The sequence below is a fragment of the Mycoplana sp. 10N416 genome, assembly GCF_056394765.1.
In genome coordinates this window covers 470,458-481,956 of sequence record NZ_JBFTIM010000003.1, presented here as the reverse complement: position 1 = coordinate 481,956, position 11,499 = coordinate 470,458, and the positions used below count along the sequence as shown (strand labels likewise).

11 protein-coding genes are annotated in these 11,499 nt (G+C 60.1%); 9 read left to right on the top strand and 2 right to left on the bottom strand.

Annotated features, from left to right (window positions below; translation table 11 throughout):
* Positions 1 to 386, bottom strand: a 386-nt coding sequence (locus tag AC1DDS_RS09310; protein WP_477478622.1) for a Clp protease/crotonase-like domain-containing protein, incomplete at its 3' end; no start/stop codon positions are given.
* 677 nt (positions 387 to 1,063) lie between these two features.
* Between AC1DDS_RS09310 and AC1DDS_RS09305 the strand changes: the two genes are divergently transcribed.
* From AC1DDS_RS09305 to AC1DDS_RS09265, 9 genes are all read left to right on the top strand, one after another.
* Positions 1,064 to 2,653 (top strand): arylsulfatase, encoded by a 1,590-nt coding sequence (locus AC1DDS_RS09305; RefSeq protein ID WP_477478643.1) that lies wholly within the window; start codon positions 1,064 to 1,066, stop codon positions 2,651 to 2,653.
* Positions 2,654 to 2,721: 68 nt separating this feature from the next.
* Positions 2,722 to 2,943, top strand: coding sequence for a hypothetical protein (locus AC1DDS_RS09300; protein ID WP_477478621.1), 222 nt, complete (start codon positions 2,722 to 2,724; stop codon positions 2,941 to 2,943).
* 157 nt (positions 2,944 to 3,100) lie between these two features.
* Positions 3,101 to 4,072, top strand: coding sequence for an AAA family ATPase (locus tag AC1DDS_RS09295; protein ID WP_477478620.1), 972 nt, complete (start codon positions 3,101 to 3,103; stop codon positions 4,070 to 4,072).
* Positions 4,073 to 4,088: 16 nt separating this feature from the next.
* On the top strand, positions 4,089 to 5,084 hold the full coding sequence (locus AC1DDS_RS09290) for a DUF58 domain-containing protein (protein WP_477478619.1): 996 nt from the start codon (positions 4,089 to 4,091) through the stop codon (positions 5,082 to 5,084).
* Positions 5,085 to 5,606, top strand: coding sequence for a DUF4381 domain-containing protein (locus AC1DDS_RS09285; protein WP_477478618.1), 522 nt, complete (start codon positions 5,085 to 5,087; stop codon positions 5,604 to 5,606).
* Positions 5,593 to 6,597 carry a vWA domain-containing protein gene (locus AC1DDS_RS09280; protein ID WP_477478617.1) on the top strand — a complete coding sequence of 335 codons (1,005 nt, stop codon included), beginning with the start codon at positions 5,593 to 5,595 and terminating at the stop codon, positions 6,595 to 6,597. The genes AC1DDS_RS09285 and AC1DDS_RS09280 overlap by 14 nt, the downstream gene beginning before the upstream one ends.
* Entirely contained in the window at positions 6,594 to 8,174 is a 1,581-nt protein-coding gene (locus AC1DDS_RS09275; protein WP_477478616.1) for a VWA domain-containing protein, read from the top strand. Before AC1DDS_RS09280 ends, AC1DDS_RS09275 begins: the two co-directional genes overlap by 4 nt.
* A complete protein-coding gene (locus tag AC1DDS_RS09270) occupies positions 8,171 to 9,511 on the top strand; it encodes a BatD family protein (RefSeq protein ID WP_477478615.1) in 1,341 nt (446 codons plus the stop codon). The genes AC1DDS_RS09275 and AC1DDS_RS09270 overlap by 4 nt, the downstream gene beginning before the upstream one ends.
* A 514-nt stretch (positions 9,512 to 10,025) precedes the next feature.
* The gene (locus AC1DDS_RS09265; protein ID WP_477478614.1) at positions 10,026 to 10,271 is read left to right on the top strand and encodes a DUF982 domain-containing protein; all 246 of its coding nucleotides are present in this window, start codon (positions 10,026 to 10,028) and stop codon (positions 10,269 to 10,271) included.
* Between the two features lie 428 nt (positions 10,272 to 10,699).
* Here the strand turns inward: AC1DDS_RS09265 and AC1DDS_RS09260 are convergent, their stop codons facing one another.
* Positions 10,700 to 11,494 (bottom strand): CerR family C-terminal domain-containing protein, encoded by a 795-nt coding sequence (locus tag AC1DDS_RS09260; RefSeq protein WP_477478613.1) that lies wholly within the window; start codon positions 11,492 to 11,494, stop codon positions 10,700 to 10,702.
* Positions 11,495 to 11,499 lie beyond the last annotated feature (5 nt).

Below are 11,499 nucleotides of genomic sequence, written 5' to 3'. Positions count from 1 at the left end.
GCACCCAGATTGGTGCCGGGCGCCATTGCCGCCACATGGGTTGCATAGAGGATGTAGGTGCCGGCACTTGCCGCATGGCCGCCTGATGGCGCGACATAACCGATGACAGGAATGGGCGACGCCAAGATATCGGCGATCATCTCGCGCATTGATGTGACCAGCCCGCCGGGCGTGTTCATCTGCAAGATCACAACTTCGGCGTTGCGTGCGACCGCAGTCTCAAGGCCTTCCTTGAGCTGCCGTGCACTGGCCGGGCCGATGGCGCCATCGATATCGATGGTCAACGCCACCGCCCGGCCGCTCTGCTCGCCGATCGAGGAAGAGAGAGTAAGGGCCGCAGCGGCCACCAGAACCGCAGCGAAAAGGGACAAACGTGCGAGTTTCACGCTCAGAACTCCATATACAAGATGTGGGCATGATTTCGCCGAATTCCATCACAGCGCCTCTCAAATACCCTCATTCGGGTTTTGACAGCGAGATCCGTAAGATGGAATCGAGGAACGCCTCACCGTCGGCTCCCCGGATAGGGGATGATGCGCCGATCGACACTCGGCGCCACAAGGAGTTCTAGGTTGAGACCGCATGGGGGCCGAGAGCTACCGGTCCGCTAAATGGTCTTCGGTATATCAGTGGCTGCCATTTCGCTGTCGGCCCCCTGAATACTTCAGTTCACGCAGGACGATCCGGTTGAGATCGAGTTCAGGGCCAGTCAAATCATACAGAAGCGTTCGATCCGAACCGGAACTCTGCGCCGTCGACCCACATCGGCGGTTTGCCCAGTCGCGCTTCGGGCACGCTGACTAAGCTCGAGAAAGGTTTGACTTCCTTGCGGTCGACCTATGCCGCAGTGCATCAATCTCGACGGTTGAAGTGCACGTTGGCTCGCCGCCGGAATGCTGGAAAGTGATCGAGGGGCTATTTTTCGAGCTATGCAACGGCTGGTTTAGACAATACTCTCGTGGGCGTTGCTGACTGGCAACCTAGTGAATTGATGACATATTTGCCGCAAGGGAGTGACGTAATGCCCCCCATTTGCAGTTGCAGTTTATTCAATCCACAACGAATGACGTTCAATCTCAGGACAATTGCACTGGCTGGAACGGTTCTCGTCTCCAGTCTTGTGAGCCAAGGCACTAGCGCCGCCGCGCAGGATGCCGCAAAGCCCAACATCCTCGTCATCTTTGGTGATGACATCGGGCAGACCAACATCAGCGCCTACTCTATGGGTGTGATGGGATTCGAAACGCCCAACATTGACCGCATCGCCAAGGAAGGGGTGATCTTCACCGACTATTATGCGGAGAACTCGTGCACGGCGGGACGGTCCTCCTTCATCACCGGGCAAACGCCCAAGAGAACCGGCCTCTCCAAGGTCGGCGTGCCGGGCGCGACTGTCGGCCTCCAGGACCGTGATATTACCATCGCACAGGCGCTGAAGCCTTTGGGCTATGCCACCGGGCAGTTCGGCAAGAACCATCTTGGCGACCGGGATGAGTACCTACCGACGAACCATGGCTTCGATGAGTTCTTCGGCAACCTCTACCATTTGAACGCCGAGGAAGAACCCGAGAATCCAACCTGGCCGAAGGACGACGAGGCCTTCACGAAGATGAACTCGCCACGTGGCGTGTTGAAAGCCTCCGCAGACGGCAAGATCGAGGACACCGGCGCGCTAACGAAGAAGCGCATGGAAACCATCGACGACGAGACCACGGACGCCGCCATCGACTTCATGAAGAGGCAGGTGCAGCAGGGCAAGCCATTCTTCACGTGGATGAACACCACACGCATGCATCTCTTCACCCACGTGCGGCCCGAGATGCTCGGACAAAGTGGGATGCCTGGAAACTACTACGCTGACGGCATGATCGAACACGACGGCGATGTCGGGAAACTGCTGAAGACCCTCGACGATCTGGGCGTCACGGATAACACGATCGTCGTGTACACGACGGACAATGGGCCAAACCGCTTTACTTGGCCTGATGCCGCCACATCTCCGTTCCGAAACGAAAAGGACTCGAACTTCGAGGGCGCATTCCGCGTTCCGGCCATGGTGCGCTGGCCGGGAAAAATCAAACCCGGACAGATATCCCGACAGATGGTCTCCGGCCTTGACTGGTTCCCGACCCTTCTCGCGGCCGCAGGTGACGCCGACATAAAGGATCGCCTGTTGAAGGGTACTGACGTCGGCGGCAAGAACTACAAGGTTCATCTCGACGGGTATAACCAGCTTCCTTATCTGACCGGGCAGGAGACAAAGGGCCCCCGAAACGACTTTGCCTACTTCAACGACGATGGCGTCCTTGTCGCCTACCGATTGGGTGACTGGAAGGCGGTCTTCGTCGAGATGAAGTATCCAGGCGGATTCCAAGTCTGGCAGGAACCCTTCACACCCCTGCGCGTGCCCAAACTGTACCACCTGAGAATGGACCCGTTCGAGCGAGCCGACATCGTGTCCGATCAATACTTCGACTGGCTCGTCCGCAATGACTTCAAAATCGCGCAGATAACGATGCACGCCGCCGGCTTCCTGCAGACGTTCATCGAGTATCCGCCGAGCCAAGAGCCTGCGAGCTTCTCGATCGACCAGATCGCTCGAGACGTCGAAGCGAAGATCAAGGAGAACGAGGCCAAATCCAAGGCCCAGTAACAAAGGCGACGAGGCGCGCCATGCCGCGCGCCTCGTCTCGCGCATCTTTGTCACAAAAGGGGTCGAGGATGTTCCGAACCACCCGACGGTCGTTCCTGGTCGCCGTATGCCTGTTCGCGACCCTGCCGCCGCAAGCTTTGTTCGCGCAGTCGGACAGTTTGCCATTAGGGAATGATGCGCCGAGCAAAGAAGCCCTTGTGTTCGTTTTGAAGACGACCCCCGAGGGCTCGGCGGACTTCGTTGGGCTGGACGATCGCAGCGGCGGCGGAATGCGCTTCCATCGGCGCTGATCTACGGCCGATAGGCGGCGGGATAACCTCCGCCGACGCAAAGCTCAACGTCAGCACAGTCTCTGCACTTTGCTCTGGAACTGCTCTCTGATCTGCATCGCTCGCACACCGGAAACAAGGCTCTTTGCGCAATCGGTTTTTGTAGAAGGAAATTGCAATGGGCAATCGAGATGACATTCAAGCGCTTGGCAAGAAGATCGGCCAATCGATCATCGGTCAGGAAGGGATGATCGAGCGCCTCTTGCTCGGCCTGCTGGCCAATGGCCATCTGCTCGTCGAGGGGTTGCCCGGCCTGGCAAAGACGCGCGCTATCAAGAGCCTGGCGAAGAACCTTGAAGCGGACCTGTCACGCATCCAGTTCACACCCGATTTGCTACCATCCGATATCACCGGTTCCGAAATCTATTACAGTCAGGACGGCAAGGGACAGTTCAAGTTCCAGCAGGGGCCGATTTTTGCCAATCTCATTCTTGCGGACGAAGTCAACCGCGCCCCGGCAAAGGTGCAATCGGCTTTGCTGGAAGCGATGGAAGAGCGGCAAGTGACGGTTGGTGGCCAGAGCCATCCGCTGCCCGAGCTCTTCCTCGTCATGGCGACGCAGAACCCGATCGAGCAGGAAGGTACCTATCCGTTGCCCGAGGCCCAGCTCGACCGGTTCCTCATGCACATTCGCGTCGACTATCCGGACGCCAAGTCGGAAGTGGCGATCATGGAACTCGTCCGCTCCGAAGAAAAGGAGACGCACGGCAAGAGCGCGGGGTTGGAAAAGCTTGCGGCCGAAGTCGTACTCGCATCGCGACGGGAAATCTCCAACATCACCGTCTCCAGCGCTGTCGAGGACTACATCGTCGCGCTCGTCATGGCGACACGCTATCCTGACAAGATCGATGCGGATTTGGCGAAGTGGGTGCAGGTCGGCGTCAGCCCTCGCGGGGTGATCGGCCTCGACAAGGTTTCACGCGCACATGCGTGGATGAATGGCCGGGATTTTGTAACGCCGGATGACGTGCAGGCTATCGTCCACGACGTGTTCCGCCACAGGCTTGTGCTCTCCTACGAGGCCCATGCTGGCGGGATCACCGCCGACCAGGCAGTCGACAAGATCGTTGAGAAGGTCGCGACCGCCTGACTTGGAGGGTCTTGCAATGGCAATTTCTCTACCCGCCCTTGGAAGATCGAAAGGGATCGCCCGGCGGGCTGTGCGCAGTTCGGACGGTGCATACGTCACCATCGACGATCTCGCAGCCCTGGAACCGATCGCTTGCGACCTGACGTTCCTGCGCAAGGCACCGGTACGTCGATTGCTCGCCGGCCGCCATGAATCGCGGATGCGCGGTCGGGGGCTGAGTTTCGAGGAACTGCGGACCTACATGCCCGGGGACGACGTCCGCACCATTGACTGGCGCGTCACTGCCCGCACCGGGCAGCCCTTCGTTCGGGTTTATGACGAGGAAAAGGATCGTCCTGGCCTGATCATCGTCGATCAGCGTGTCAACATGTTCTTCGGCAGTCGGCGCACGATGAAATCAGTCGCCGCGGCGGAAGTAGCGGCCTTGTGTGCATGGCGCGTGATGGCACTCGGAGACCGTGTCGGCGGAATGGTATTCAACGACGCGGGGCAGGAAGTGGTGCGTCCCCACCGCAGCCGCGAAGCGGTGATGCGTTTCGCCAATGCGATCGCGGTCAAGAACAACGAGCTGAGCGCAATGTCCAACGCGACGCGAACGCCTGGCCAACTGGATACGGTCCTCAACAAGGTCGCGGCCGTCGCGCGGCACGATCATCTGATCATCGTCGTCAGCGATTTCGACGGTCACGGTCCCGCGACACGGGATCTTCTCATGAAGATGTCGGTCGCAAACGACATCATCGCCATCCTGATCTACGATCCCTTCCTGCTCGAACTGCCGCGCCGGGGCGACATGGTAGTCAGCAGTGGGACGCTACAGGCGGAACTGCAGTTCGGCCGTAGCAACGTCCGGGACGCGGTCGACAGCTTCGCCCGCAGCAGCGGGCGCGATCTGCTTTCATGGCAAAAGGAGATGGGACTGCCAATGCTGCCCATATCCGCGGCCGAAGAGGTGGCTCCGCAATTGCGCACGCTCCTCGGGCAACTCGCCTGGCGGCAAAGGAGGCGATAGATGGAGCCGACCACGCCCGCCCACGATCCGATGCTCGACGCCACCCTTCGGGAAATGGCGGACATCTCGCTGCCTCCCGCTGTGTCGATGATGCCCGCCACCGTGGGATGGGCCGTGGTGGCCATGGTCGTCTTGCTCGCCTTGGCCTTTGCGCTCTGGCGCTGGCTCGTCCATCGAGCCGAGAACCGCTACCGTCGCGATGCGCTGGCGGAACTTGCTGCACTGGAAGCGGAGATCGGCCAGCCAGACGGTCGGCAACGCGCACTTGCAAGCCTGCCTGCGCTTCTCAAGCGGACTGCGCTAGCCGTATGGCCACGCGAGGCAGTCGCGGCCCTCAACGGCCAGGAGTGGGCGGATTTCCTAAAGTCCCATGCTGGCAAAGCACGATTGGACGATGCAGCCTATCGCTTTTTTTCCGAGACCGAATACCGGCTGCCGATCGCCGTGAGCGACGACGCGGCCGTCCGGCGAACGATCTCGGCCGCTCGCCAATGGATAGAGGGGCACGATGTACACCCTTGAACATCCATGGCTGCTCCTGCTTTTGCCAGTGCCACTTCTCATCTGGTGGCTGCTTCCGCCATACCGGGAACAGACCCCTGCGGTGCGCATTCCCTTCTTCGACGACATCACGAAAGCAGCCGGGATCGGCCCGACGGAAGGATCGGTCGTTCCCCGCTCCAACCTTCTGCAGAAGATCATCGGCCCGCTTTGCTGGTTGCTGGTCCTGTTGGCGCTGGCCAGACCGCAATATGTCGAGCCGCCGATCGAGAAGACAGAGCCGCAACGCGATTTGATGCTGGCGCTCGACCTGTCGCAGTCGATGGACACACGTGATTTCCGCGATCCACAAGGCAACCTGGAGGCGCGCGTCGATGCCGTGAAGGCGGTTGTCGCGGATTTCATCGTGCGCCGTTCCAACGATCGTCTTGGACTGATCGCCTTTGGCGACGCACCCTACCCAATCGTTCCCTTCACGATGGATCATGGAACCGTCCGCGCCATGCTCGAGGACACCGTTCCGGGAATGGCCGGGCCTCGAACGGCGGTGGGCGACGCTATCGGGCTTGCCATCAAGCTGTTCCAGCAAAGCAAAGCGCCAGACAAGGTCTTGGTCCTTCTCACCGACGGCAACGATACCGCAAGCAAGATGCCACCGGACAAGGCGGCCGAGATCGCAAAGGAGAACCACATCCGCATCCACACCGTCGGGATTGGCGATCCGGCTGCGCAAGGCGAACAGAAACTCGATACGGCAACGCTGGAAAAGATCGCGACCACGACCGGCGGGCGCTATTTCTTCGGCCAGGATCATAAAGCCTTGGCCGGCATCTATGACCTGCTCGACCAGATCACCCCGGCCAACCAGAAAACACTGAGTTGGCGTCCGCGCATAGAGCTGTTTCACTACCCGCTCGGTGCTGGCATTGTCCTTGTCTTCCTCTATCACGCCTTGGCGTGGCTGCTTTCGATCCGCACCGCCGATCGGGCGGAAGGCGAGGCGCAAGCATGATCACCGAGTTCCATTTCCTTCGTCCTTGGTGGTTGCTTGCCGTTCTCGGAGCCATCCTGCTTGTCTGGCTGTTTGGCCGGCAATCGGACATGCGCTCGCGCTGGAAGAACCTGATCGCCCCCAAACTGCTCGACCACCTCCTGATTGACCGCGGCCGGACCCGCGGGCTTCGTCCCGTGCATCTCGTAGCCGGACTGCTGGCCTTGTCCGGCATTGCCGTCGCCGGCCCGACGTGGGAGCGGGAGCGCCCGCCGTTCGTGGAAGACACCGCACCGCTTGCGATTGCGATGGACCTCGGGCCGACGATGAATGCCACGGACGTTTCGCCGTCCCGCCTCGAACGAGCGAAGCTGAAGGTGCGGGATATCATGGCACGGCGGCAAGGCGCGCGCACGGCGCTGTTCGCCTACGCGGGCTCCGCCCACATGGTGCTGCCGTTGACCGACGACGCCTCGTTGATCGCCACCTATCTCGCAGCCCTTTCACCGGCGCTGATGCCCGTTCCGGGCAAAGATACAGCCAAGGCTCTGGATGTCATCGGGGCCGCGCTGGCCGACGAGACGGCACCCGGCACGATCCTGTTCCTCACCGATGGGGTCGAGCGCAGCGCCTTTTCGGCATTCGCCGATTACAAGGGTCGCAACGATCTGATGGTTCTCGGCATAGGGACGCCCGAAGGCGGCCCGGTCAAACTTGGAAACGGCGAATACCTTACCGACAGCTCCGGCGCGCGCGTCCAGGCGCGACTCGATGTCGATGCCTTGAAGGATCTGCAATCGTCCTCGCGTGCGCAGGTGGCAACCGTCACCCTTGACGACAGCGACGTCGACTGGATCGTCCGGCGCATCCAGACTGTTTTTGCGCAGAAGTCGGAGGAGGGGCTGACACGGTGGCGCGATTTCGGCTGGTATCTCACAATCCCCATCGCGTTCCTGGCCGCGTTGACGTTCCGCCGCGGCCACACGCTGCACTGGCTCGGCTCAGCAATGTTGATCTTGTCGCTGGGTTCGCCTTTTCCGGCACAAGCCGCCGACCAAAACGAACTCTGGGCCGCCCTCTGGTGGACGCCGGACCAGCAGGGACAACGTGCATTCCGGGCCGGAGACTTTGCCGCTGCCGCCGACCACTTTTCCGACCCGGCCTGGCGCGGCGTTTCGCTCTACCGGGCAGGCCGATACCAGGACGCCATCGACGCGCATGCCCGATCGAACACAGCGGAAAGCTACTACAATCAGGGCAATGCCCTGATGCATCTCGACAGGCCGGAGGCGGCCATTTCGGCCTATCAACAAGCATTGAAGCAACGACCCGATTGGGCCCAGGCAAAATCCAACCTTGCTCTGGCGGAACGCAGAAAGAAACAGAAGGACAAGGAGGAAGCGGACCAGCAGCAGGAGCAGGCTGGGCTCGATCCCGACCAGATTCAATTCGACGACAAGGGCAAGCGCGGCAAGGAGGGCGAGGTAAAGGGAGAAGCCCAGACGGAGGAAATGTGGATGCGCAACATTCAGGTCTCCCCGGCCGCCCTGCTGGACCGCAAGTTCGCCATCGAAGCAGCGGGAGCGGCAAAACAGTGAGCATCCACCCTCTGTCTCTCGTATCGCTGCTGGCTATGCTGTTGGGATGTATTGCAACCACAGTCGTCGCGCAGGCAGCCGACCCGGTTGCACGCGCGAGGTTGCAGTCCCAGGGGACCCTGTATGTCGGACAGGAAGTCCTGGTCGATGTGGACGTACTGGTGCCGAACTATTTTCTGCAACCGCCACAGTTCCCGGCAATCGACCTACCCGGTGCCATCGTCACGCTCCAGGATGGACGGGCGCTGAACCTCAACGAAACAATCGACGGGGCAGAGTACTCCGGCATTCGCCGAACCTACGTAATCACCCCCCAGCAATCGGGGGACTTCTCGCTCCCGCCTGCCGAGATTACTTTCGGATACGCAGCGGTGGCCGGGCAGACGACACAGGGCAAGGTTGCCCTCCCACCACTCCGGTTCACGGTGCAGGTTCCTCCTGGTTCCACCCAGCGCGGTAGCGATGTTGTGGCTGCGAAAATTGCCATTGAGCAGGTTTTTGACCGGGACCCTGCAACATTGAAGGCCGGCGATATTTTGGTGCGGACGATCACGGTCCATACCGAGGGCCTGCGCGCGATGATGATTCCTGAGCCGGACCTCTCCGCTCCGCAAGGCGTGCGCTTGTACCGACAGGCCCCCTCACTGTCGGAAGAGACCGATCGAAGCGGTGTGGCAGTTGCAGGCGTGCGCAAGGACGTGGCGAGCTATCTCTTCGCCGATCCCGGCACCTATGTTCTTCCTGCCGTCGACCTGAACTGGTTCGACCCCAGCACGGTGACCACGCGATCGGCGAGTGTGCCGGAGGTGACGGTGACGGTGGCGGCCGCGTCCGCCTTGTCGAACGCGATTGCTCTACCTTCGGCAAACTCTGAAGCGAACCGCTTCAACTGGATCATTGGCGGCTTTGTCGCCGGAGCCGTTGCGGCCGGGCTTGTCATCGGTTCGCTTGCATTAGGTTTGTCGCGGTTCGAAGTGTGGTGGGAAGGGCGCAGGTCGCGGCAGCAGGAATCCGAAGCCATGTACTTTCGACATGTGGCGGATGCAGCCCACGGTGGCTCCACTGCCGAGTTGGCGCAAGCGCTCGACGCGTGGGCACGCAAGGCTGGTTTGACGCCACTACGCTCCTGGCTCGCCCGTCATGCCGAAGCAGACACGATCAAGGCATATGATCGCTTTGGGCAAGTGCGGTATGGGGATTCGAATCAGAGATTGCCGCGCGAGGTGAGAGTTGCCCTTTTGGAGGGACTGATCTCATGTCGCAGGCGATGGATTCTTGCCGCCCGCATATCGCCCATCGGAAAGCCAGGAACCGCACTGCCACCACTCAACCCATAGCGAAAAGCAGCCGGGGCGAGGGCACGTGACAGTCATTTGGAACGTCCCCTAATCACTCTTCATCTCTCCTTGATGGGCTAAAAGTTCAAGGTGAGCCAAACAGCCCTACCGCCAGGACGGCTTTTCGTCTCGAACTCTTAGGACACTTGAGGTTCACATGGCCGGCGGCTGCGGGTTCACGTCGAACTTGCACCCGACAAACGTCGTTCACATCGGATTCAGGTGCCACTAGCCATCATTCCATCGCCTCGCAAAAGCCTCGCGAGTCGCCCTAACGCTCGAACACGAGGTAGTTTTCCCACGCCCGCATCCTCAGCAGGACTTTCCGGACGAGGGCGAATTCGGTGAGATGCTCCGAGTAAATAGCGACTTCTGCGGTGGCGCTCGCTTTGGGCTGTCAGCGGACTTCAGCACCCGTCCACTTTGCGCCGACAACTGACGCTTCCACACCCTCTCACCATGCGCGCCGATCGATGCTAAGAGTTCTCGAAATTCTTATCTTGGAGGTCATTTCGTGAGCAACAACTGGAACAAGGGTGTGACTTTGGCGCTGGAAGCGCCGGGCAAATTCACGACCATAAGCAACCTACAACAAGCCTCATGGGCTCTCATTGAAGATTGGCCGCTTGACGATGGCGAAGCGCTGAACCGGGCTCTGCTTGTCATCGAGGCGGCGATCAAGGGCAAGAAGACGTCCGAGCAGGCAAGATTTGCATTCATTGCCGCGGCCCACGAAGCCCAGATTGAAATCAGGGATTAAGGCCATGCTGTTGGCGATCGCGGTCAAGGTCGGCACTCGTCACTTTTGCGCGATTGGCGGGCATGGCACGGCTGCGGAAAGGCCTGTTCCCGAGGCTGTCAAACCGATGCATGACATGGACGGATAGGTCAGATGCAGTTTTTGGAATTCACGGGCCAAGCCCAGGATGCCGGTTCCGCGCTCTCAGATATCTTCAAAGGTGGGCCAAAAGCCACCATCGGCTCTCGTCCGCGTTGCGCCAACAGCGGACATCGTGCGTCGTCCGGGATGGCCCGAGTGCCCCGCCGGACCTGCGAGCGTCCTGGCGCAAATCGTTGGCGGACGGGGCTTCGCAGTGGATGTCGGACGCGGAAATGGGCAGCTGACGCGGCAACTCGCGAACCCCTTCAATAGCGTGATCGGGGCGCCGCGACCCACGTCACAGGACTTCAGTTCAATGATTTGGCCCTGTCTCCAGCCAGCCCTGCGAGGCCGCCTAGAGTGAAGCACACCAGCCGGTCCACTAACTCGTCATCGCTAGTCACCTCACGACCAATCGAAGGAATGATCTCCGATAGTCGTTTCTCCGCGACCATCATCATGAAGCAAGGAGACATGACTGAGAAGACCGCTTGCCCCACTAGGGCATCATCCCGCTCAATTCCCATAATCTCCGCTACGACACCTGCCAGCAGAGCTTTTTTCGGCTCCAATTCTTCGCGGCGCAGCCGCTCTATATGAGCCGTCGGCGCTATCAGTTCCCTGACGATGATCTTGATGGGCCATGCGTCCTTCACATCTGCACGAATGACCTTGACGACGAGGCTCAACAGGCGGCGAAGCTTCTCCTTAGGGTCATTGCTTGCAGCGAGCGCCTGCGCGAGGTCATTGTAGTTCACAATTCGCCGATGGGCTTCCACGAGTACCTCCTCATAGAGGCCCTGGATGCCACCAAAGTGATAGTTCACGGCTGCCGCATTCGTTTCGGCACGACTGGCAATTTCCTTTGCCGTCGCCCGATCGAACCCGAGCTCGGCGAATACGCCCCCAGCAGCATTCAGAAGGTTCGTCCGGGTGCTTGCTCCGTCCTGGCGTTCCTTGACGCGTGCTTGTCGATTTGCGTGTCCCACTGATGCAGCCCTTGACCATTGATAGTTTAAATTATAATTTGAAATTACGATTTGACAAGTGCCCCGCTCGGCACCATTGCGCCATGCCTGCTCATTGGAGTGCATTCCGGTCATGAAAC

Excerpts from the sequence above, each read along its gene's own strand:
- AC1DDS_RS09305 (WP_477478643.1), top strand. The coding sequence starts at position 1,064 with ATGACGTTCAATCTCAGGACAATTGCACTGGCTGGAACGGTTCTCGTC.
- AC1DDS_RS09300 (WP_477478621.1), top strand. The coding sequence starts at position 2,722 with ATGTTCCGAACCACCCGACGGTCGTTCCTGGTCGCCGTATGCCTGTTC.
- AC1DDS_RS09295 (WP_477478620.1), top strand. The coding sequence starts at position 3,101 with ATGGGCAATCGAGATGACATTCAAGCGCTTGGCAAGAAGATCGGCCAA.
- AC1DDS_RS09290 (WP_477478619.1), top strand. The coding sequence starts at position 4,089 with ATGGCAATTTCTCTACCCGCCCTTGGAAGATCGAAAGGGATCGCCCGG.
- AC1DDS_RS09285 (WP_477478618.1), top strand. The coding sequence starts at position 5,085 with ATGGAGCCGACCACGCCCGCCCACGATCCGATGCTCGACGCCACCCTT.
- AC1DDS_RS09280 (WP_477478617.1), top strand. The coding sequence starts at position 5,593 with ATGTACACCCTTGAACATCCATGGCTGCTCCTGCTTTTGCCAGTGCCA.
- AC1DDS_RS09275 (WP_477478616.1), top strand. The coding sequence starts at position 6,594 with ATGATCACCGAGTTCCATTTCCTTCGTCCTTGGTGGTTGCTTGCCGTT.
- AC1DDS_RS09260 (WP_477478613.1), bottom strand. The coding sequence starts at position 11,494 with ATGACCGGAATGCACTCCAATGAGCAGGCATGGCGCAATGGTGCCGAG.